The following is a 23,105-nucleotide window of genomic DNA, read 5'->3' as shown; positions in this document are numbered from 1 at the left end:
GCTTTACTACTAATTTCACAATGTCTCAGTCAATACCTTTTAAGGAATGAATATGGTTTCTTTAAGTAAAAACCAGACGGTATCACTCAGCAAACAATCATCCGCACTCAGCCAACTTAAGTTCGGTCTGGGATGGGATCCGGTAAAGAAAAAAGGATTATTTGGCAACATTTTTGGCGGCAATGACTCTATCGATCTGGACGCGGGTTGCGTTCTGTTGGACAGTGCCGGTAATAAAATTGACACAATATGGTTTCGTAAACTGAAATCGACCTGTGGCTCCGTGGTACATACCGGCGATAACCTGACGGGTGAGGGAGACGGTGACGATGAGGTCATCAATGTCTATCTCGGCCAATTGCCTGCAAAGGTTGAATATCTGGCTTTCACCGTTAACAGTTTCCGTGGGCAGTCTTTTAATGATGTTGATAACGCTTTCTGCCGTGTTGTTGATCAGACCAACAAAGAACTGGCCCGATACAAACTGACCGAGCAGGGAGCGCATACTGGCATTATTATTGCCTCACTCCGCCGTAATAACGGCAACTGGGACTTTACCGCCCACGGGAAAGCCAGCAGTGGACGCACGATCGATGATATGTACCCTGACATCATTAACACAGTGGTCAGCGCATGAACCTGACGCCAGGGGGAAATGCCCCCGTTCCCGCTCAGGAACTCCGCGTGCGGATCCTTTCAGGTGGCCCCGTTGATGCCTCCGCGTTCCGTCTGTTTGCTGCCGGAAAAGTGCAGGGAGACGCGGATATGGTCTTCTACGGACAGCCTCGTAACGACGACAGCACTGTCAGTTATCATCCTGAGGGAAATAACAGCTCTTTTATCGTTGACCTGAGCCGCCTCAAATCTGAGGTACAGAAAGTCGCTTTTACGGTGACCTGTGACGGCAGCCATACCGTCTCGACCCTGAATAATCTTTCTATCCTGGTTGAAAGTGGTGCTTCTCAACTGATCTGCGGGCAGGTTGAACTGACTGGACGGCAGGAGGCCGCACTTATCCTCGGCGAATTCTATCGGCGAAATGCTGAATGGAAATTCCGGTTTATTGCCCAGGGGTTTAATGGTGGTCTCAAACCACTGGCTGAACACTTTGGTGTGAACGTCTCTGATGATGCCGCACTAGCCTCTCCGCCGCCAGTCGCACCGCCTCCGGCTCCTGCACCAAATAAGGTGAGCCTAAGCAAGGTCTCGTTGACCAAAGAGAAACCGGCTATCAGCCTTGCCAAGAAGGACAACTTTGGCGAGATCCGCATCAACCTTAACTGGCATCGTGGCTCCGGCTCCGGTGGCTTACTGGGAGGGATGTTTGGCTCAAGCAAAGCGATTGACCTTGATTTGGGCGCGTTCGTCAAACTTCAGGATGGTCACAAGTCCGTGATCCAGGCACTCGGCAATGCCTTTGGCAACTATCATAACGAGCCCTATGTTCAGCTTCAGGGCGATGATCGTACCGGGGAGGCCATGGATGGCGAATGGCTGCATATTAACGGCCGGGAGTGGAAGCAAATCAATCAGGTTCTGATTTATGCCTTCATCTACCAGGGCGTACCCAGTTGGGATAAAACTGACGGTGTGGTGACGCTCCATATACCGGACCAGCCCCCCATTGAAACCCGTCTGACCGAGGGAGATAACAAACGTACTCTGTGCGCAATTGCCCGTCTGGTGAATGACAACGGGTCAATTCGCGTAGAACGGATTAACCAGTTCTTCAGAGGCCAGGAGGAGATGGACAAGGCCTTTGGCTGGGGGTTTCGCTGGTCTAAAGGTTCTAAATAACCAAATTGATGAGGAACGGAAAATGAGTTTTTTCGACAAAGTTAAAGGGGCACTGACCTCAGGCCGTGATGAGCTGACCCGCCAGGTTGGCCGTTACAAAAACAAGAAATTTATGCAGGGTACAGTCGCGGTATGCGCACGTATCGCGGTTTCCAGTGACGGCGTCAGCGCTGAAGAAAAGCAGAAAATGATTGGCTTTCTGCGGGCATCAGAAGAACTGAAAGTTTTTGAAACGACTGAGGTTATCGAATTCTTCAACAAACTGGTGACCAGCTTCGACTTTGATCTCGAAATTGGTAAAGGCGAGACGATGAAATACATCCTCGCGCTGAAAGACCAGCCTGAAGCGGCTCAGCTGGCAGTCCGTGTCGGTATTGCTGTTGCAAAAAGCGACGGTAATTTTGACGAGGATGAGAAAAACGCCGTTCGTGAAATTGCCCGTTCATTGGGCTTCGACCCGACTGAATTCGGCCTCTGATAAACATCCGCTAAGGGTACGCTATGGTTTCCACACACATCGGTTTTCCGACTGAAACAGTGATTGTTTTTATCGCGCTGTCGGTCGGCGCCATCTTTATTGACCTGTTCATGCATCGCCATGACAAGCCAATTTCCCTTAAGAGTGCGGCCTTATGGTCCGTTTTCTGGGTTATCGTTGCGATGGCATTTGCCGGTTTCCTCTATATCCATCACGGTGCAGAAGTTGCCAGCCTGTTTGTCACGGGTTATGCGCTTGAAAAGGTCCTGTCCGTTGATAACCTCTTCGTCATGATGGCCATCTTCTCGTGGTTCTCAGTGCCAGACCGTTATCGCCACCGTGTGCTGTACTGGGGGATCGTTGGGGCCATCGTCTTCAGGGGGATCTTTGTTGCGATTGGTACCGGTCTGCTCAGCCTTGGCCCTTATGTCGAACTGGTTTTTGCCGTGGTCGTTGCCTGGACTGCTGTCATGATGCTGAAAAGCGGTGATGATGGCGATGAAATTGAGGACTACTCCCAGCACCTCGCCTATCGCCTGGTCAAACGGTTCTTCCCTATCTGGCCGAAACTGTCCGGACATGCGTTCCTGTTAACCCAGAAAGAAGTTGATGCCGAGCTGGCGAAACCCGAAAACAACGATGTGAGCATTGGACGGGTAAAAAAAGCCGCCCTGTATGCGACGCCTCTTATGCTGTGTGTCGCGGTCGTTGAACTCTCTGACGTCATGTTTGCCTTCGACTCCGTTCCGGCAATCATTGCGGTCAGCCGTGAGCCACTGATTGTCTACAGCGCAATGATGTTTGCTATCCTTGGTCTCCGTACCCTCTATTTTGTGCTGGAAGCTCTGAAGCAGTATCTGTCTCAGCTGGAAAAGGCGGTTATCGTCCTGCTGTTCTTTATTGCGTTTAAGCTTGGCCTGAATGCCTCCGACCATATCTGGCACCATGGCTACAGCCTGTCCGCAACCACCAGCCTGTATGTCGTATTAGGCGTGCTGGCGCTCGGTATTCTTGCCAGCGTTATCTTCCCTGAAAAACCGGAAGCGGAAAATAAAGAAAGCTGATCTCCGGCTGTTTAATAATAAGTATGTGATTAACGAAAGAGGATAAATTGATGAGTGTTTCACTATCTAAAGGCGGCAACGTTTCACTGAGCAAAGCAGCCCCGACAATGAAAAATGTTCTCGTCGGTCTTGGCTGGGATGCCCGCTCTACCGATGGTCAGGACTTTGACCTCGATGCTTCCGCCTTCCTGCTGGCCGCAAATGGCAAGGTTCGTGGCGACGCCGATTTTATTTTCTACAACAACCTGAAATCTTCCGACGGTTCAGTCACCCATACCGGCGACAACCGTACCGGTGAAGGTGATGGCGATGATGAATCCCTGAAAATCAAACTGGATGCGATCCCTGCTGATGTGGACAAAATCATTTTCGTCGTGACCATTCACGATGCCCAGGCCCGTCGCCAGAGTTTCGGTCAGGTATCTGGTGCATTCATCCGTCTGGTAAATGATGACAATCAGACAGAAGTCGCCCGCTATGATCTGACTGAAGATGCCTCCACCGAAACCGCGATGCTGTTCGGTGAACTGTATCGCCACAATACGGAATGGAAGTTCCGTGCAGTCGGCCAGGGCTATGCCGGTGGTCTGGGTTCCGTTTGTGCGCAGTACGGCATCAACGCATCCTGATAATAAAGTTACTTTTCTCACTATTTTCACGCGGGGTTGGTCATCCGGCCCCGACGTCAACGATAAGCAGGAGCGATAAAATGGCAGTTTCTCTCGTAAAAGGCGGTAATGTTTCTCTGACCAAAGAAGCCCCTTCCATGAATGTGGCACTGGTTGGTCTGGGCTGGGATGCGCGTGTTACCGATGGTCAGGCATTTGACCTCGATGCCTCGGTCTTCCTGGTCGGCGAAGATGGTAAAGTGCTGTCCGACGCGCACTTCGTTTTTTATAACAACACCACCAGCCCGGACGGCGCGGTACAGCACCAGGGTGACAACCGCACGGGTGAAGGCGACGGAGACGATGAGCAGGTCAAAATCGAGCTGGCTAAAGTCAGCGCTGACGTTAAAAAACTGGTGTTTGCTGTCACTATTCATGAAGCTGAAGCCCGTAAACAGAACTTCGGTATGGTCAGCAACAGCTACATGCGTGTTGTGAACAACGATAACGGCGCTGAGATTGCCCGCTTTGACCTGTCTGAAGATGCGTCGACGGAGACCGCAATGATTTTCGGCGAACTCTATCGCCATGGCGCTGAGTGGAAATTTAAAGCAGTCGGGCAGGGGTTTGCTGGTGGCCTGGGTGCGCTGGCGCAACAGCATGGCATCAACATCTGATAAATAACCCCAACGAAACCCCGGCCTGTCCGGGGTTTTTTATATCAGCTTACTGAATGAATATTGCTCAAAATTAAAGAGGGATCAGATGCAATTACAATCAGGACAGAATATTCCACTACATACTACGGACCTGACGCTCAGACTTGATTATCTGTCATCGTACAGTTTTAGTAGTGAACCAGAAACCTGCCTGTTTATGCTGAATGCTGACGGGAAAGTCACCGGTGACGCAGACTTTATCTTCTACAACAATCGGAGTGCTGCCGGTGGAGCTGTAAAACTGCTTCCCGGCCACCAGCATGCGAACCTTCAGCTTGCGCTGGAACGCATTCCCGAAACCATTCAGAAAATCGCTATAACGCTGGTGATAGATGGCAATGACACGATCAGCGGACTCTCGCAACTCCGGCTGACGGCAACCGGCATCGCTGAATTCAATGTCGACCTGAAGGGCCGTAGTGAGAAAGCGGTGATTATGGGCGAGATTTACCGTCATCAGGGGCAATGGAAACTCCGTGCTCAGGGGCAGGGGTTTAACGGTGGACTGGAGCCACTTGCCGTCAGCTATGGTGTCGATGTCGCACAACCAGAAGATACCCCAACGCAACCAGCCCGGATCAGTCTGGAGAAAAAACTGGAAGGGAAAGCCCCCGCGCTTATCAGTCTGGCAAAAAAAGCCAGTGTTTCTCTTGCCAAACACAAGCTGGAGACGGTTGAAGCCAGAGTCGCTTTTGTTCTTGATGCCTCAGGCTCTATGACCGGTCAGTTTAAAAAGGGACATGTGCAGTCCGTTCTCGACCGTATAGCCGTCCTGTCAGTCCAGTTCGATGATGACGGTACGATGGATGTGTGGGGCTTTGCTGAGCGTCACAAGAAATACCCTGACGTCACCCTGGACAATCTTGACGGATATGTTGCGGCTATCCAGAACACGGGTAAACGATCTGCCTGGGAAATCCTTCCGGGCCTGGGCGGGACAAACAACGAGCCGCCGGTCATGAATGAGGTGATCGACTTCTTCAAGGACAGCATACTGCCCGTTTATGTTGTCTGCATTACGGATGGCGGGATTAGTAAAACCCGTGAAATCAAAGAAGCCATACGCCGCTCGGCCAACTACCCCATTTTTTGGAAATTTGTGGGCCTCGGCGGTTCAAATTACGGTATTCTCGAAAAACTGGATACCTTCAGCGATCGGCGAATCGATAACAGCAACTTCTTTGCCATCGATAACTTCGCAACGGTGAAGGATGAGGAGCTGTACGAGCAACTTCTGGAAGAGTTTAAAGACTGGCTGGATCAGGCAAAAATAGCGGGTATTCTGTGAGCCTTCGCCCCGGAAAGGGGCGATAATTTACCGGATAGGTAGTTCGAAAGGAACTTTTCCCCGACGCCAGGTCGCATGGAAGTGCCGCCAGTGAGGGTCGGCTGCAGCTGACAGTAGTTCGTAATCCCCTCGTGTGTCTCCCCATGCCCGCAGATGATAATTTTTCAAAGGACCGTACTCTTTTTCCAGCCGGATAATTTTCTGGCTACACCGGCAGTTATGCCCACTGATACGCCCGGTAAGTATCCCTTCTTTGACCTCAAGCTGTGTGCCTATCACTTTGATGCCCAGCCTGTCGGCAAATGGCCTGAGTACCATTTCTGGTGAAGCAGAACATAATGTCACTTCCGCGCCGGAATTCACTTCATTCGCCACGGCCATCAGGCCTGCAGGACGCATAAGCCGACTCCAGTAGACCTGGCAAAATTTCTCAGCATTTTTGGATAGCCATTTCTCGTCAACCCCAGTAAGGAAGGTTGTGATGAGAATTTCTTTCAGTTCATCACGTGTCATCTTCTTCCCCATACAGCGTAACGTGGGAAGAGCCATTGTGACGATACGACGGGAAAAAGCCCGATTGCCAAAGGCAAACCGCAGAAAAGGGATAAAGCTGTCATGCCGCGTTAACGTACCGTCAAAATCAAATACAGAGAGCATGCGGGGCTGAATGACATTCATCGTAATGTTCTTCCTGGAAAAATGGGGGAACTGCTTTCAACAGGTAACACTATACCATTCAGGCAATAATATCGGTATTGGTCCACCAGAAGGTGAAGAAAGTTACTTTTTATGATGTTCGATTCACTCATCAAAGCAAAAGCTAGTCACTTACCCTCCAGTTTTCTCGATTTCTTGCTCGGCTGTCACCGGCTCATTCTTCGCAGCACTTGTCAGTCTTAATACCGAATACATCGCGCCGGTGGCGACGGTTCCAGCGATAATAGATAACAGATATATCCCGACGTGACCTACCGCTGGGCTGCCCGGTTATACAGGGATACCTTTTTTCTGGAGCATTATCGGCGGACACTGTTCCCGGACAGGATCCGATCATTACGAGAAAAAGTGGAACAGCAGGGTCTACATAATTAACTGTTGTAAAAAAACAGACGCTAACGGACTTCTGTCCATATTCAGGCATTTCCCTGGCGGTGGGTACTTGGGAAAGTTACTTTTACTGAATGTAAGGCACTCTTTCTTCGAGGTTGCTGGATAAAATATCCCGCCGACTATCTGCCAGGCTCAACGGGATAGTATTGAGATTATGACCGGACAAGCAGAGATGCATTATCGTGATAGGCATAACGATCGGGTACAGCACAACCAATCTGTACCCCGGAATGGTCCGGAGTCAGAATCAGCCCACCTTGTGCAACATGTATATGCAGAAGGTTATCACCTCCGGCCACGTTTAGGTGTAGCGCAGGGACACCGTGATTGATTTCGATCAACACCCCAAAGCATGGCTCTCCAGTCTCGCCAACCAACTCCAGTGATGTCTGGTTCGCTACATGGAGGGTAGCGGTGTAAGAGCGCCCGTCTTCATCGGGGAGCATCTCACTGTCTTGCGCAATGCGCCAGTCTACCATTTTGAGCTGTAACTGTTGTTCGATACCCTGTGTCAGACCGGCATTACTTAAAATTCCCTGAATACCCGCTCGCTGTGATTTCACTGATACAGGAACAGATACTGCCTCTATATCATCACCTTCTAGCCAGCCTTCTATGTGATAGTTAGCCCAGACATTGTGCTCCGGTGACGGAAGACGATCATCTGCTTCAATATGCAGAATGGGTGTGCAGTCGACATCAGATAGATAGGGTCTCGATATATCTCCGTCAGTAACCCCGTTAACGACACCACCACAGAAATCGGCAACAACACATCCGATGGCCTTCATGAACTCCTGGTGAGCTACACGTGTGTCCAGTTCGCCAAGCAGTTCAGGTTTAACCAGAAGAGCCGTTACAATTTCGGCCAGTTCTGCAGGTAAAATTTGTTTTGTCATGTTGTCTCCGGTGTAACTTAATCAGGTTGGTTTACGAAAAGGGAACATTCATAGCTATTGAGCGTCAGATAACCGTCAGGAACTGCTTCAGCACCCGATATTCATCTGGCGTGAGAGTTTTAAGGGTGGTTTTCTTTATAGAGGAGCCAGTGACAAAATTAATGACTCCATCGGTATCTTTTTCACCCCCAGTGCGATAGTTAGGCAGTATTTCATCGAAGCGCTGCGCTGCGTTTACGTTAGCAGGGCAGCGAAGAATAAATCTCTCCGGATATTCCAGTTCACCGTGGACCTCGGTAAAAGAACAGAAGTAATAGTGCATATTTTCATTGAATGCGGTCCTTTCAGCTTCAAGGAACTCGTGGTTTCCAGTCCAGCGAATAAAGTCACGGGAAACGACACAAGCAGCGCCGCCATAGCCATCTGTGCGTCTGAAGTTATTGGAGGTGTGTGATATCTGAAACTCGATAAGTTCATTTTTTTCAAAGGCAATGAGTGATGCCTGAGCAAAAAGCGCTGCATGTTCTGAATTGAAATTACCGCAATCACTGTGAACAAGGAAACCTTCCGAACATATTTCACCATCCAATGACCAGTCGCTATCTTCAATAACTTCTTCGACAGTTCTGTCCGGATGATTCAGCACACAGTGACGCACAATACACTCCATTTCAGACAATCCTTCAGTGTTCGTAGAGGAGGTGAGTTTAGCAATGAAGTTGTCGTCAGGCTCAAATAACTCATTCATCGCTTCCAGTAAAACAGCGCTCTGAACGGGGGTGGCATTAATAACAAATGCAGAAAGCGAATAATAGTCTGCCATTTTAATCTCCATGTGATATTTAAGTATAAAGAGGCTAGGAAGTTTTAATACGCTCATCATAACAAATAGAATTAGCTCATCAAGAGGGTATTTTAAAAAGCATCAGACTAACGATTTAGGATTAGAATATCTGAATGTTTATAGGTTGCTGCAACAATAAAAATTACAGGTGCGATATCAATAACAGGAAGACAAGATGAACTTTTCCTTCCTGATTGTTGATTTAAATTATTAATCACAGTGAAAATGTAATGCGCAATGGCAATGCTGAGACACACAAATTGTATTCCCATAAAGTAATTGAGCTAAGAACATAATCAATTTCATCAAGCAACTCATGTAACGAGTTGCACCAGATATAGTCACTTCGATATTTAGTAATCCAGAATCTTGACCACCATGTTCTGAGCATCATGAAAATATCACTATCACGTAGACACTGACCATGGATCTCATCGTGCCAGTCCCTGAGCCATTGTTTGTGCTCCCCAGGACGGCAGAAATTGAGGCGCTGGCTTGAAATGGCCTTAGCGGTATGAAACGAGATTTCTTTTGATTGCGAATGGCTGGTGGTCTTGCGCTGGTCCCGCAGTTCCATAATCCTTTCACGGTGATCGCGGCGCTGTGTTACCCGGTTCTGTAAACCTGGAAACATCGCTACGGCCACAGTCCATGAGAGCGGCAGGGTAAAGGCTTCTCCACGGGTATCAATCAGGAGATCGATAGCACGGATGTAATCCATTTTTGTAGCCTCACCACGGACTGACGGGTCATAAGAAGCATCGACCTGACGTACATCACTCGATGTAATTTGAGCCTTACCTGTTAATGCTCTGAAAAAAGCTTTTGCATAGGCCAGCTCCCCCAGATTCCTGCCCATGGATCGACGGCGCTCCACGTAAGCAACAGAGGCCATTGCACAGTGTTGATATAAGCCAAGAGGAACAAGTTCTGTACCTGCCATGAAATTAAACCCTCATTTAAAAGCTGGTGTAGTTGACATGATTATCCTACCAGGTTTTATTTGTTACGTAAGGGGTATTTTAAAAAGTGAAATCACAGGAAGAAAAAAACCAGTATAAACACTGAATGTCTATGAAATCGGACAGTGAATTAAAAACTATCCATTTGTAAATTTCACTGTTAAGATAATTTTGTGAATTACTATGAGATAACTACCTTTTCACGTATTTTGAATATTTTAGCATCTGGCGCATTTAACATATTCGGTGTTTTATTTCACTACATACAGACGATGGCATTTATAATTTCCCTGCATTTAATTTATATCGTTTACTTTAGTGATGCCGGGTTATCCAGTTTGATGGGAAATATGATAGATGGAGTAGGGATGTGTCTGATTTTAAATCTATCGGAAGCATTTTTACATGTGACATATAAAACCCTGACAGATTACAAAAGTGATACAATTACGTCACCTTAAAATTATCTCAGGATGATCTCATCACGTTCAAATAACTACCACAAATAGACAATGGAAGCCCTGTAAAATTTCAAGGCTGCCCTTATCGAATTATCTTATAATGTTTTCAATTAAAGAAGAAATATAGTCTCTATCAGCATGGCAACCCGTTAGTGTTACAGGATCAAATACGATATTGTCTGAATCAACATAACGGAGACGTAGGTAAACTTCCTTTCGCAATTCATTTTTTCTGTTTTCCATCAGGACCGGAGAATAATCCCTTGGAGCTATTAGCATTATATATAATGCAGCAACAATACCTATATTCATATAAAAGTAAAACGAACTTTCAAATAAATCCACAGCTGTCTTTGACAACTCAAATCCAGTGAGCCTGAAAATTCCATATGCACCATAAGTGAGAATGTTCAATGCGATAAATCCCACAACCAGGTACATTAACAGCTCATGCATTCTCGATATATCCGGTTCAGCTGTTTTGCCCTGAGGAGGCGCAAAAATAGCCGATCGTCCCGTCTGATTTGTTTCGCTACCAGAGTAACCGCCACCACCCAGAACTACGCCGGACTGAGATAGTCCACCGCCTAAAAGTGTGCCGGATTTTTGTGTGGTTGTCGTCTCTCGCAGATATAAACCACTAATAGATACTCCCTCAGTGGGGCCGTAGCTGACCTCAATATTTTTCATAAAATCATCCGTTTGTTCAGGTGACAACCATCTTAGCAACAGCAGGACGCGGTGTTTTTCAACACAGAGCGGAAAAGTGGATTTAACCAAAAATTTTCTATGGACCTGAAAACTGAACTTAAAAATGGCGAGCCTGACTGAACACAACTTGATAGCGAAATGGTATTCTTCTTGAAAACCGGCAAAGGATTCAACTAACCAGGGGTGGTTTGTTGAATGTGGAGCAGTCGCCCCTTTGCCGGTTTGACACCTCTCGGCTGAGCCGACACCTCTGACGTTGGAAGATCTCCTATCAAGACCTGACCATTTCGTTTAGCGCGACAGAGCTGCGGAACTATTGTTCTTTTTTCTGACTATTGCGTGACAGTGTCACTTATACGGTAAGGCTATATAGTTACGTCAACAATAGTTATGAGTAGAAACTGATAGCATGCAAATACTTGCCTTTCTTTATTTCCTGCCATAAAAATGAAAAGCCATTCCATAAAACACATCAACCTCTGTTCTGAACGATAAATTCGAATTTGCAGGATTTTGAAGATCGGATATCGGTTTGACTAAGATGTGAGAATTATTTAACACTTCGAATAATAACGATTATTCCAAGTGTTAAAAAACGGTATAAACAAGGAGGGCGGTTTTGTGCATCTAACTATGGGGGCAAAAAAGTAACTTTTTCGTCTAAATTCAGCCAGGTTGCGCTACATGAAATCTGAGAAAAAATGAAGGGGTGAGTGCGTCAGATTTTACGTAGCGCACGAAGCCTAAAGTGAACATTTCCTGAGCAAAAATCATCAGTCATGGTTTGAGAAGAAATTCAGGGGGGAGCAAAAGGGCCGAAGCCCTTTATCTGTTCAGCCGTTAACTTCTGGTTTTGGTGGGGAGTTGGGGAAGGGGGCCAGCCGGTGCAACCCAGGAGGCCCAGCCATTCTTACCATATCGCTCATTATAGTAACTTTCTTTGATCGCCTTCCGCGCCAGATATGAAGCGGATTCCATACCAAACACCTCAATAGGAAACAATTCATGGCCCCCTGTATCTGTCAGGCAAAAATCAGGGAATACATCATTATTTGAGGCGTCATATCGAAGGGGTTTGATAAACGATCTTTCCTGTTTATGTAGATAATTAAGCATGGTCAGTTCATAGCTTGAATCAGCCGGGATCCAGTTATCATCAACCGTCATCAGGGCTAACTGGAGGGTTTTGAGATAGTACGCATCTTTCCCTTTAAATTGCCCCAAATCCCCTATAGCAATACAGATGACGTTGCCTCCGGCCCTCCAGTTTGCTATTTCAGTGGGGAATCTCTTCTCCAGAAGAGTCCAGTCTTCTGTATTCATGAGCACGACCGGAACACCAGAAAAATACTTAAGCGGGAGACGTTTTGATTCATTGGAATGCTTTTCAGGATTATATTTTGACAGTGCATTCACGCAAATGAGACGTTCTTTGTTAATCAGAACCTCTTCTGTCATTTTTATATTCCTGGCTACCTGGGGAGTCGATGGATATGCCCCAACCAGTAAATGAGAGGACAGTGGAAGTGAGGCCACTTTTATTTTTTCCGCTGAACTGGTTAGAAGGTTGAATACCTTTGCTGGATTACGTTTCCCGGCCATTTTTGGATACCAGCGATTCAGGCCGCTGTCATCCCAAAGGAACTGGAGTAAACCTAACAGTGACATACTATTTTGCGAGACCCCACCGGGGGTATTCCTGTTATCTGGTGGCACGATCGACGTTGATTGCGAGTCAGATGAGGCTAATGCCACGTCGAGCCTGATACCATAGCCACCATCTTTAAGGTCTTTGACCACGCTTTGTGTGTAGCATTTTAACCCTGAATTATCTTTATCCAGAGTGAAGAAAATACAATCAGGAGAATGCTGGCTACCTGTATTCGGATACCGTGCCAGAAAATACGTATCGCCGGCTGTATGATATTTTACGGCAAGTAATTTTGGGCCTTTTCCCTTACAGGAACAGCTTACCTTCGCGTCTACAGAAGCGTGCGCACGAGATAAAACGGCATACCAGCTCTTTTTAAATTCCTCTTTGGTCTGGAAGTCTCTTGAATACCTTTTACTGTCCACTCCATAAGATACAATCACATCACTTACAGTAGACATAAGCCCCCCCTTTTCCTGAGCTGATATACTTTTTTATTCGCTTTCGGCATTAATTTTCATATGGATTGACACAATAGCATGTAATTAATAAAGTAACCTATACTTCGAAAGTAACCTTTCAAATTCATTGTAATTTTTCCCGTTCAACTCACAATGAATGATTATAACCCAGAGACAGTAAATGATTAATATCCCGATGACCAGATTTACCATTGTCCCTTTGTCTGTATTTATTTTATCTGTGCCGATGCTTTCCTGTGCTGAAACCATTTCAGGGAAAGTTGTGCGAGTTATTGATGGCGATACTGTCCAGGTTTATGACGGCGCTACAAATACCAGAGTGCGGCTCTATGGGATTGATGCCCCGGAGAGTAAGCAGGCCTTCGGCCAGAAGGCAAAGCAAGCCATGACACAGCTGGCAGCAAACAAGGTTGTCGTTATTGAGGACCACGGGCAGGACGTGTATGGCCGTATGCTGGGTACCCTCTATCTGAATAACCAGGATCTTAATGCCGTTATGGTCGCAGAAGGCATGGCATGGGCATATCGTTATCAGGGGCGGCTTACGGTTCCTCAGTATGGTTCTCTTGAGCAAAATGCACGCAACGCAGGTAAAGGGTTATGGTCTGACCCACACGCGGTAGAGCCACGCCAGTGGCGTAAAGCAAATAATTAAGCACTGAGTGACATTTCATCCTTTAAGGCATCGAACCGGCGGCCATTTAAAAAGTAACTTTTATTTTGTCGCTGTCATTCAGAAATTACAGAAAAACCGAGGTTTTTTATGGTCCAGATTCTCAATACAACGGGTTTGAATTATCACGTAGAGCAAACCATCGCGAATGCCGAAGAGCGCATTATCCTGATAAGCCCTTACCTGAAACTCAGCGCCAGAATTAAGGAGCTTATTGAAGATAAAAACCGTATGAAGGTAGATATTCGTATCATCTACGGTAAATCTGAACTCAACCCAAAAGACCATGAATGGCTGGTCAGTTTGCCCTACGTTCGACTGAGTTTCTGCCAGAACCTTCACGCTAAATTTTATGCTAATGAAAGCCAGAGCCTGATATGCAGCCTTAATCTGTATGATTTTAGCCAAATCAATAACCATGAACTGGGGGTGTTAATTGTTAAAGATGAAGACCGGGAAGCATTCAATGCTTCTATTACAGAGGCCCAGCGTTTAATCCGGATCAGCACTGAAAACATTCCATCCCCAGCATCATTGCAAACCGCTGACTCTGATTCGAAAAAAAATCAGGAACAGAAAAAAGATGTTTCGAAATCATCCACAAAAAGTGACGATAAAACTCACGTATCTACTGATGATAAAACCACTGATTTGGATGACAGCGCAGGCAAAGACGATGAAGCTAATGCCGAGCCTGCAAATAAATTAACCACCACAAATTTATCAAAACAGCACAAGATGGGGTTATCCGACATGTATACGAAGCTGATCACAGCGGGATACCTCAAAGATAATGATGGTAAGTATGAATTGACACCGTTAGGGGTATCTATTGGCGGTGAAAGTAAACTTAATCGTTACAGAAAAAATGGAGAGAAATATTTCATGTGGCCTTCTGACATCTCAATCTAATCTGGCCTGCCGATAAAATAGTTGGGTGGTTTTGATAACAAAGCCACTCTTGATTGAATCATTGCTTCAATGCTCCTACCCAGTCATCATTCTCTTAACGATACCCGCCAGAAAGTTACTTTTCTTCAACGACAGCAATGTTATGGTCAAAATCCCGCGCTCGCTCTATATGAATATGTGCCTTTAAAACAGGGTATTGACGAAGCGATCTAATATGTCATCCTTTAAAAAAAGGGGACAATATGACTTCCCACGAACTGAAAGAAACGAATCTTGTAGAAAGCGTTGTGTCTGAGCGGGACATGGCAATGAATCTCTTTATTAATGGATTAACTGCCATATCCGAAGCGGAAAAACTGATGGGCATCTCCCTTATTGATCAGCTCAGAATTGCATATGTTCGCTTTAACCCAGCCCATTTAGATAACCAGATAGAGAGGGCGAGAGTTTTGATTGACAGAGAATCATGGAAGAAACTCATAGACCGAACATCATTAAATATTTACTGGAATGCACCTCAACTGAAATCATTTATTGACGAATTGATAACAGAACCGCCCATTATGACGATTCAGGCAGCAAGAGAGAAAGTCTCTCATACGGTTAATAATCGGGCAGACATACTCTGCGAGGGCCTGGTTTCATGCCTGGGTAATCTGAGCCATGATTTTAAAAAGAACGCCCGAAGCTTTGTTATCAATGAAAATATGGTCATAAAAAACGGGTTCAAGAAGGATGTACACTACCTTGACGAAACGGATCGAGACCTGAACAGCCTCAATGACCTTTACAGGATTTCCCGGTACATAGAAGGGCTATCCTACAGCCAGCAGGATGTTATCGTTCCTAAGCTTTTTGCTCTTCGAGAGAAGAATGATTATCAAAAAGTTGACTATATCGACACGGATTTAAATATTAAATTTATTGTGTATGGAAACGGAAACATCCATATGCGGTTTATGGATAGAAAGGTCCTGGATGGGCTTAATGATGTGCTTGCATCATACCAGAGAAACAACCTGCCTGACGTGAAGTAAATGCCCCGGCACTGGGTGCCGGAGCTTTAAACTACTGCTGAATACCTTCGACAGAGATAATAAGCTCAACGTCCTGCGAGGCCGGTCCAAGGTCGGTGGTGATATTAAAGTCTTTAAGGTGGATATTGCCGGTTGCTTCAAAACCTGCGCGTTTACCACCCCACGGATCATCGCCTTTTCCAATGAGTTTCGCATCCAGCGTTACCGGGTGCATTACACCATTCAATGTAAGGTCGCCGGTGATATCGAGGCCTTCACCATTCTTTTTAACTTCTTTGGAAACAAAGGTGGCTTCCGGGAATTTTGTAGCATTCAGGAAAGAGGCTGAACGAATGTGCTTATCACGTTCAGCATGGTTAGTGTTGACGCTACCCATTGCAATTTTGACACTGACTTTGTCCGACGCCGGGTTAGCTTCATCGTAAGTGAATGTACCGTCAAAGTCTTTGAAAGTACCATATAACCAGCTATAGTCCAGGTGTTTAATCTTAAAATTGATAAAGGCGTGTTATTTAGTTCATTGATTCATCCGTAAAGCTCATCTATATATACTTACGTCAATCTGGTTTACATAAACTTAATATTCACTCTTCCATTTCGATTTTTCAGGTTTCGGCTGTTGTCTTGTTTACCACCCAACCTGTTTGTACATCCAAATGTTAATTGATTTAAGCTCAAACCTGACTATTCAGTCGCATAGCGGACCATGGCCTAAAAAAGTGATTAAGAATTAGCCAGTACAAAATTCTATAATCAGAATTATTCCCTTAACCCAACCATTAATGAATCTCACTCTGTCATTAAAAATATCGACTTACAAATAAATCGTTCTAGGAATCAGTCCATTTAATGTGCGCATACATAATACTTTATAAAGAAAGCTTGCCGAATTATGTGTACTTAATATATTGTATGTCCAGCACCGAAGAGACACAAACAATCAAAATACGAGGTCAAAATGAGCGAGACACTACAGGTTCTAAACAATATTCGTACACTTCGCGCTCAGACACGGGAAGTGGCTTTAGAGGCGCTCGAAGATATTCTTGAAAAATTAACGGTAATCGTTAGTGAGCGTCGTGAAGAAGAAAAAGCAAATGAAGAAGCAAACCGGGTGCATTTAGAAAAACTCAGTCAATATCGTGAAATGCTGATTGCTGATGGTATTGATCCGAGTGAACTAATGTCTACAACCGGTATCGTAAAAGAACGGAAGCAGCGTAAATCTCGTCCTGCGAAATATGTGTACACCGACGATACCGGTGTGGAGAAAACCTGGACAGGCCAGGGACGTACACCGGGTCCAATTCAGGCCCAGCTCAATACAGGCAAATCACTTGAAGATTTCCTAATCGAAAAGTAAATTTCGAATCGATATGAAGCCACCATTCTAAGGTGGCTTTTTTCTTTTACTCAATAGCTGTTTAACACGTCTTGATGTTTTCAACCCACTGCGCTTGTCAAAGTACCTCAAAGACCGTAGTACGAACTTCTGACCCATTACATCTCTTCCTTCACCGCTGTACTGGATGATCTGGTATTAACGACTGAAGTACGCCAGTGACCTCTCTTGTGGTATTCTTCTTTCCCCAGTAGCTGCACTAGCACGGAGATTTCTTTGACTGTTCTACCTACCAAACGCCCAGATACAGAACTGGCTCACTTTTCATGGTGTATCCTTATCGCTGTTGCGCTTGCTCGCAGGGACGGAAAGATACAGTCTTCGCTACAAACCCATATGTTTATTATGCAATGGTTGTCTACTGCACAGAAACGTAAACTGTTTCCCAGATCATTAGCACAGGATATTATCTGGTTACAGGAACAGGGTAAGCATAAGGGCCCGTCTGCACGCCTGTATAATAAGGTTGAATATTTATGGCTGGCGAGTTCAGGTGAGTTAACCAAACAGAGTACCTTATTCAGGTTCACCTGCATGATAGACACACTTCGAACTATGGGATGGCAGGATTATCTGCTCTCGGATACAGACTGGCAGAATGGCTGGACATCTGGCCCCGGGAAACCTTCTATCTATACGCAGAAATCAACGCTTAAAGATTTTTTTACTCAATCTGGAATGCTCATCCAGCCCCTTAGCATACGCTTGTCCGGATGTACTGACGGTATATATCCCTTGCTAGAGCAGTGTAGGCTTAGTTACGAGTCTCAACCTGCAACCGAAGGGTTTTCCGTTCTGCAGTTAAATGCTGATACGAAATGATGAGCATGTTATCTTCTTCAGTCAGAAAGCACAGACGCACTAAGGTTGAATGAATAACTGGCTGAATACCAATTCGCCTGAGAACGAGAACCCGTTAAATGAAAAATGATATGATAGTTCCATATATCGATCCTTTTATAGAGTACAAAGGGTTAATAACTATCTGTTTGGTTGTTTTCCTGGTTTTCTTGCTTTGGTTAACACTAAGGCATCTTGCAACCTATTATGTCGCCATTAAAATACAGACAGCCCATAAGAAAGGACTCGCTAATGATGACCATCCTGAGGTCACCCAATGGCTCAAAAACAAGAGTATTACGTTCTTCTGCTTGCATCTTGCAGCACTGGTCGTCATATCATACAGCGCAATTCGTTTTTACTTGCAGAACTATCCGTAACCACGGTTGTCATAGCATTTACTACAGAACATGCAGACTACAGGGCTATCAATAAGGATGTTTTCTGGCCGACTCAAGATCTCGACACATCAATAAGTTAGTGGAGTCTTAAAATGAAAGTGAAAGAGTTAATCGCCATGCTGAATGAAAGAGACCCTGAGGCAATAGTTCTGATTTCCGGCTATGAAACAATAGGAGGCACGGAAGTCGCAGAAGCAGATGTTCTCGTTGAAATGCAGTCTATATGCTTAGACAAGGCTGATAATCTGACAGGAAATCGTAAAGTTGTTCCTTCTGGTGGTGAAGTTTCTGTTTGGTTAGGCTGGAAAGACGATTACCGTACAAACATGTTTTTAGAAGATGCCCAAATTCCTGATAAAGACGAATGACGTTCAGTGAAGCACCAAAGGCAGATTGTCAGTTCGTGGAACTTGAACACCCACAAAAATAATCCCCTTAATAATCAATAACTTAGTGCGCATAATCATTGTTATGTTAAATGCGAACTGTATATACATACAGATACTATTTCAGACACTACCCTCTCACTTTGTAAGTCTTGCTTCAGGGTTAATGCTATGAAATACGCTTCTGGTACCCTTTGCCCACCAGCAGAGCTTAACTTTAATTTATTGAACTTTATGAGTGATGGTTTTTACGGATAAATTAACCATACTGAACTTACCGCTCTGGCACATTCAGTAAATTTAAGTGAATAAACCTGTGTAAAGATTCCTTGATAAATATGTCGAAAATACATCTCATTACTACGTGTGCGAAAAGTAAAACCGGCCCGGTTCTGGATACGGTATTTCCCTACAATATTCCGGATATATGGAATGCGTACCAGCAATGGAAATGTCTTGTGCAGTCCAGATACACTTCGGGTAAAGATGAAATTACTGAAACCCAAAACATATACCATGGCACTCACTGGAATACGGCTAAGTCGATTGCAGCCTCACATTCTCGTATCAGCCTCTGGGTTATTTCTGCAGGTCTGGGCCTGCGGCACAGTTCTGACCCTGCAATCCCTTATGAAGCGACGTTTTCTCAGCTTGGAAAAAAGAGCGCCATCATCTGGGGAATGCTGACCTCCGACCCTGTTTTGCCGGGAAAAGTAACTTCTCTTGCGGAGCTGTTAAGTTTGTACCGGCATGATAGCTTTGTCATCGCCGCCTCTCCCGTCTATCTGAACGCTGTAGAGGACGATCTTATTAAAGGAATGGCTTATCTCACCTGTCCAAGAGAACAGCTTAAAATCGCTTCCAGCGCTTCCTACAACGGCAAATTAAGGGAGTATGTGCGATACGGTGGAATCCGGATGATGAAAGACCTTAATTCGAATATGACGACTCTGAACATAAAGCATGCTGGCATGCTAATCCATGAGATGGGGATCATGCCAGACACACTATGATTGATCAGATTGGCGGCGAACCTCGATATCAACAATGTGGCGAGGTGTTCGCCCAAGCCGAGGATTGCCATTGGCGACGGCGATGATGTCCTCATGCTCGTCGCCAGCCCACAGGCCAACAAGCTCGTGCAGAAAAAAATCCGCGTAGGAGCAGCTGGCGTCCCGCACCTGCAACGCCGAAACAGAGGTTTTGCTCGTGTGCAACTGGGTCAAATTCCTAACGAGCCGCGCTGGGGCAACCCAGAGAACCGGGCGAGGCGAGGCCGGAGTCGCGAACAGATAGTAGGCGTGTTCTGACTGCTTGAGTATGTCCTCGCACTGCTTCAGGTTGATGCCTACCCTCGAACTGAACCCCCGCCCCGAATCAGTGCCTCTGCGCTTTTTCACCTGCATAAGGGTCGCACGCTGAATAACTGTTTCCCCCTTTTCCACGATACGGCTCAGGAACAGCACGTCTGCCCCCAGCGGAGCACCGGCTGGTGTATTCGCCCCTTCCTCCCGCTTGCTGGGTTGACGCACCTTCACTGTTAAGCTCGGAAACCTCCCCCCCGTCGTATTCGAGAGATGGCGCAACTGGTCGCTCACATTGTCGATCGCCTCCATCGTCAGAGTCAGGAGGCGCGCCGTATGGGCCTCCTCGTCCTCTCCCCAGGTCTCCGAATATTCGCGACAAAATTCTTCCTCAATCTTGCTAAGCGCCCTATAGATGACTTGCTCCACAGAAGGATCGCTCAGCCAAGTTTGGGCTCCTACGCTAGGCAACTCAGAGGCTCCCTCGCCTCGTCCTACCGGCCCCTCTAGGTCCAGTGCACCCTGCTTGGACCGCAGTAGTCCCTTGCACCTCAGTTGCAGTTGCCTTACATCAGTGCTGACAAGCCGATTCGCAAACGCCAGATGTTCCTCGTCATCCATCAATCGCAAAAGCACTGGCTCAACTTCGGCGAATGCCGTCTGCTCGAGCCAAAGGCAAGCAAAATTGAGGAGCCCCTGGGCTAATTCAGGATCCTCATTCACCTGTTCGAACAGATCCTGTCGCCAGGCCTCGCGGGCGGCCGGGCCTAGTTGTGTCCACAGCGATTCTCGGTCCCACGACCGAGATGGCAATTCTTTGAGGCTGGCAGCGACGCATTGCTGGCTAGATCGCGCTGGGTCTCCAAACTTGTGCCAGGCCGCAGCAAGCGCGAGGTCCGAGGGTATGGTGTCCACGTACAATGTAGCAAGCCTCGAGAAGGCTTTGGCAACGCACCCCTTGATACAGTCATACTTCTCTTCCTTCGAATGGATGTTCCAGCGCAGGAACAAATTACGTACATCCTCCGGCAAGATCGCACAGCAATGTTCGATTAGCTCAGGAAAGACTGCCGGAGCGGCTCGTTCAAAAACCTGTTCACAGACCCACCGGGACGTCTGCACCTTCGACGAATTCTCAAATAGAGTTAAGACGAACTCAGGCCTTCTGTTGCTTGAATAGTCCGACGACCTGTCGATATTTTTTTCCAGGTAGTCGCATACACACTGCCAATGCTGCTGGATCAGTTGATCGAAAGCCCAATTATTCCCTCCGTGAGTAGGGGCGACAAGTTGAAGAACATAGATGCAATCTTCCTCGGAAGTATTGACAACCAACGCCTTCATGATCTGATGATCGGCCAAATATTTATTCCGAGAACATGAACGGTTTTCGAGCAACCATTCAACCCAAATAGCACGCGGCTCGATTTTCGCTACAATGGTTTCGCGTAACGCCGAGGGATCGCCATTTAGTATGCAATCACTGAAGGTCTCCTGGGCGCACCGGTAAGAAGTTTGGTCCAAGATAGAGCGCGACTTCTCGATCCCCGTGGGTCCGTGTCCGAGAATTTTTAAGGTCAGCGCTATCTGCCCATGCTGTGCCGCGTTCTCGAATTCTTTAATAAAGTGCTCACGCTCAGTTTGCGAACCATATAGCCAATTCGTAACCCTAACACTAGAGTTCTCAGTTGATAGGTGGGAGTAGTCCAGATGAAGCATGTCTTTATGGATGGTAAAATACCGTGCGAGGAATTCGACAAGCGGCTGAGCCCAACCTTCTAACGAAATACTGGCAACTGCCGATTTATTGTCGAAGTCAATATTTACGAACAAGACGATCCCCTTTCCCCGTAGCTGCCACCGACGACCTTCGCCATGGTGTTCTGCAAATTCTCAATAAGTCTACTGTAGCCAAATCACAGGCGGTTCAAGGAACCGCCCTTAGACAACAGACATTATAGAATTCTATTGAGTTTTTTATTACTTCTACCTAAATAAATTTGCATACTACCGATCCACTTTAACCAGGCCATGGTTGATCTGTTCCCAGTTGCTTGACACAGGGCGTTGTTTGCAAGATTCATGATGATTCAACTACGGACTTCTGCTCTTCGCTCACAGTGGACCTATAGGTCTGTTACCTTGTCCGCTCTGTGCCAGAAGCGGAAATTCACGGCTTCACTCAAAGCAATCATGATCCTGCCTTTTAGCTCGCAATCATGATAAGTCCACTTAAAACTCATATCATTCAGTATTCGAGCACTGACGAAACCAGACCTTAACCCATCTCCCAAAAGTACGCGGGTTGACGATATGCCGTAAAGAGGTATAACGGTATATGGGTAGCAGTAGTACTCCTATCGAGCACTCTGAACTTTGCGTTTTCGTGGTCTGTTTTTGTGATGTGACGATCGAAAACCGCCCTACTTTTCCAGGAGTACATTAAAGGATTTCAGATATGGAAATTTTAGCAACTTTCAGCTTCAAGGACTTAATCGCCTTTGCTCTACCGGTAATTATTACTGCCTTATTTTTCAACAGAAGAAGGAAACGAAAAAGCATAAGAGTTAACTGCTCATTTTTATTTATTGTTTTATCTGTCGGATCTGCCCTCGAAATTTGGGGTAATATCTACGAAACGTTCTCTTACAGGAACAACCATCTATATAACAATGATAAGTTCACCACCGTGTTCAATTATGATATTCCTAAAATCGTATTTTTTTCCATTATCATAGTGGCTTCCATTACCCTTTTCATCCAGGAAGTTCGTATCAGGAAAACTCTTCTGTGAAATTAAATATTTGTACTTATCAGCAAGGCGGGCTAACAAACTGTCTCAGCCCCGGGATAAAACATTCTCCTGCTTCACTCGCTTAAAAATTTTTATCTTACGGGGCATTCGAGTGACTAACCGGCCTGCGAAACTAGGCCATTGTCCTGCAACTGTCAGAACCCGGACTGAAGCCCCGGCGCAGGAAAGCGCTTTAATCCCCCATACTTCTTCACTCGGAAACAAGCATTGAAAGTAACTTTTCTCCGTACCTCCCAGTCTCTAAACCACCCGACCCATTAA

General features: G+C 46.1%; 21 protein-coding genes and 1 pseudogene. 14 read left to right on the top strand and 8 right to left on the bottom strand.

Annotated features, from left to right (window positions below; all coding sequences use genetic code 11):
• Window positions 1–52 precede the first annotated feature (52 nt).
• The 7 genes from ABLU88_RS14655 (at window position 53) to ABLU88_RS14625 (ending at window position 5,954) form a co-directional block, all read left to right on the top strand.
• Window positions 53–637: a TerD family protein gene (locus ABLU88_RS14655; RefSeq protein WP_014839886.1), complete on the top strand. Its 585-nt coding sequence runs from the start codon at window positions 53–55 to the stop codon at window positions 635–637.
• A complete protein-coding gene (locus ABLU88_RS14650) occupies window positions 634–1,797 on the top strand; it encodes a TerD family protein (protein WP_237374854.1) in 1,164 nt (387 codons plus the stop codon). Before ABLU88_RS14655 ends, ABLU88_RS14650 begins: the two co-directional genes overlap by 4 nt.
• A 22-nt stretch (window positions 1,798–1,819) precedes the next feature.
• Entirely contained in the window at window positions 1,820–2,275 is a 456-nt protein-coding gene (gene terB, locus ABLU88_RS14645) for a tellurium resistance membrane protein TerB (protein ID WP_014839888.1), read from the top strand.
• A 23-nt stretch (window positions 2,276–2,298) separates the two neighbouring features.
• On the top strand, window positions 2,299–3,339 hold the full coding sequence (gene terC / locus ABLU88_RS14640; protein WP_014839889.1) for a tellurium resistance membrane protein TerC: 1,041 nt from the start codon (window positions 2,299–2,301) through the stop codon (window positions 3,337–3,339).
• A gap of 50 nt (window positions 3,340–3,389) precedes the next feature.
• Complete coding sequence (gene terD, locus ABLU88_RS14635) at window positions 3,390–3,968, top strand: tellurium resistance membrane protein TerD (protein WP_071359882.1); 579 nt, start codon at window positions 3,390–3,392, stop codon at window positions 3,966–3,968.
• 80 nt (window positions 3,969–4,048) lie between these two features.
• The gene (locus ABLU88_RS14630; RefSeq protein ID WP_017901334.1) at window positions 4,049–4,624 is read left to right on the top strand and encodes a TerD family protein; all 576 of its coding nucleotides are present in this window, start codon (window positions 4,049–4,051) and stop codon (window positions 4,622–4,624) included.
• 88 nt (window positions 4,625–4,712) lie between these two features.
• Window positions 4,713–5,954, top strand: a complete 1,242-nt coding sequence (locus ABLU88_RS14625) for a VWA domain-containing protein (protein WP_014839891.1) — start codon at window positions 4,713–4,715, stop codon at window positions 5,952–5,954.
• Window positions 5,955–5,981: 27 nt separating this feature from the next.
• Here ABLU88_RS14625 and ABLU88_RS14620 read toward each other — a convergent pair whose 3' ends face one another.
• The 6 genes from ABLU88_RS14620 to ABLU88_RS14595 all read right to left on the bottom strand — a co-directional run bounded on the left by ABLU88_RS14620 (window position 5,982) and on the right by ABLU88_RS14595 (window position 13,053).
• A complete protein-coding gene (locus ABLU88_RS14620; RefSeq protein ID WP_154946339.1) occupies window positions 5,982–6,632 on the bottom strand; it encodes an HAD family hydrolase in 651 nt (216 codons plus the stop codon).
• Window positions 6,633–7,216: 584 nt separating this feature from the next.
• Window positions 7,217–7,963, bottom strand: coding sequence for a hypothetical protein (locus tag ABLU88_RS14615; protein WP_135184852.1), 747 nt, complete (start codon window positions 7,961–7,963; stop codon window positions 7,217–7,219).
• Window positions 7,964–8,027: 64 nt separating this feature from the next.
• Entirely contained in the window at window positions 8,028–8,786 is a 759-nt protein-coding gene (locus ABLU88_RS14610) for a hypothetical protein (RefSeq protein ID WP_237374855.1), read from the bottom strand.
• A 235-nt stretch (window positions 8,787–9,021) separates the two neighbouring features.
• Window positions 9,022–9,750 (bottom strand): plasmid SOS inhibition protein A, encoded by a 729-nt coding sequence (locus ABLU88_RS14605; RefSeq protein ID WP_127673841.1) that lies wholly within the window; start codon window positions 9,748–9,750, stop codon window positions 9,022–9,024.
• A gap of 570 nt (window positions 9,751–10,320) precedes the next feature.
• On the bottom strand, window positions 10,321–10,920 hold the full coding sequence (locus ABLU88_RS14600) for a hypothetical protein (RefSeq protein ID WP_348836892.1): 600 nt from the start codon (window positions 10,918–10,920) through the stop codon (window positions 10,321–10,323).
• A gap of 861 nt (window positions 10,921–11,781) precedes the next feature.
• On the bottom strand, window positions 11,782–13,053 hold the full coding sequence (locus ABLU88_RS14595; RefSeq protein ID WP_094645291.1) for a DUF1173 family protein: 1,272 nt from the start codon (window positions 13,051–13,053) through the stop codon (window positions 11,782–11,784).
• Between the two features lie 181 nt (window positions 13,054–13,234).
• Between ABLU88_RS14595 and ABLU88_RS14590 the strand changes: the two genes are divergently transcribed.
• The 3 genes from ABLU88_RS14590 to ABLU88_RS14580 all read left to right on the top strand — a co-directional run bounded on the left by ABLU88_RS14590 (window position 13,235) and on the right by ABLU88_RS14580 (window position 15,696).
• Entirely contained in the window at window positions 13,235–13,729 is a 495-nt protein-coding gene (locus ABLU88_RS14590; protein WP_009655004.1) for a thermonuclease family protein, read from the top strand.
• A gap of 108 nt (window positions 13,730–13,837) precedes the next feature.
• Window positions 13,838–14,659 (top strand): phospholipase D family protein, encoded by an 822-nt coding sequence (locus tag ABLU88_RS14585; RefSeq protein ID WP_009655014.1) that lies wholly within the window; start codon window positions 13,838–13,840, stop codon window positions 14,657–14,659.
• A 242-nt stretch (window positions 14,660–14,901) separates the two neighbouring features.
• Window positions 14,902–15,696, top strand: a complete 795-nt coding sequence (locus ABLU88_RS14580; protein ID WP_009655016.1) for a DUF4942 domain-containing protein — start codon at window positions 14,902–14,904, stop codon at window positions 15,694–15,696.
• A 31-nt stretch (window positions 15,697–15,727) separates the two neighbouring features.
• Here the strand turns inward: ABLU88_RS14580 and ABLU88_RS14575 are convergent.
• Window positions 15,728–16,204, bottom strand: a pseudogene (locus ABLU88_RS14575) (YceI family protein); the annotation flags it as partial.
• 450 nt (window positions 16,205–16,654) lie between these two features.
• Here ABLU88_RS14575 and ABLU88_RS14570 point away from each other — a divergent pair.
• From ABLU88_RS14570 to ABLU88_RS14555, 4 genes are all read left to right on the top strand, one after another.
• Window positions 16,655–17,059, top strand: a complete 405-nt coding sequence (locus ABLU88_RS14570) for an H-NS family nucleoid-associated regulatory protein (protein WP_042928831.1) — start codon at window positions 16,655–16,657, stop codon at window positions 17,057–17,059.
• Window positions 17,060–17,266: 207 nt separating this feature from the next.
• On the top strand, window positions 17,267–17,920 hold the full coding sequence (locus ABLU88_RS14565) for a DUF2913 family protein (protein WP_305955472.1): 654 nt from the start codon (window positions 17,267–17,269) through the stop codon (window positions 17,918–17,920).
• Window positions 17,921–18,431: 511 nt separating this feature from the next.
• Entirely contained in the window at window positions 18,432–18,707 is a 276-nt protein-coding gene (locus ABLU88_RS14560) for a hypothetical protein (RefSeq protein WP_009655011.1), read from the top strand.
• Between the two features lie 356 nt (window positions 18,708–19,063).
• Entirely contained in the window at window positions 19,064–19,738 is a 675-nt protein-coding gene (locus tag ABLU88_RS14555) for a hypothetical protein (RefSeq protein ID WP_154975111.1), read from the top strand.
• Here ABLU88_RS14555 and ABLU88_RS14550 read toward each other — a convergent pair.
• Entirely contained in the window at window positions 19,733–21,862 is a 2,130-nt protein-coding gene (locus tag ABLU88_RS14550; RefSeq protein ID WP_348836888.1) for a hypothetical protein, read from the bottom strand. The two genes, ABLU88_RS14555 and ABLU88_RS14550, sit on opposite strands and share 6 nt — an antisense overlap.
• Window positions 21,863–23,105 lie beyond the last annotated feature (1,243 nt).

This window comes from Klebsiella sp. GW_Kp182 (genome assembly GCF_040062275.1).
Lineage (GTDB): Bacteria > Pseudomonadota > Gammaproteobacteria > Enterobacterales > Enterobacteriaceae > Klebsiella > Klebsiella michiganensis.
This window is presented reverse-complemented; position numbering and strand designations above follow the sequence as displayed.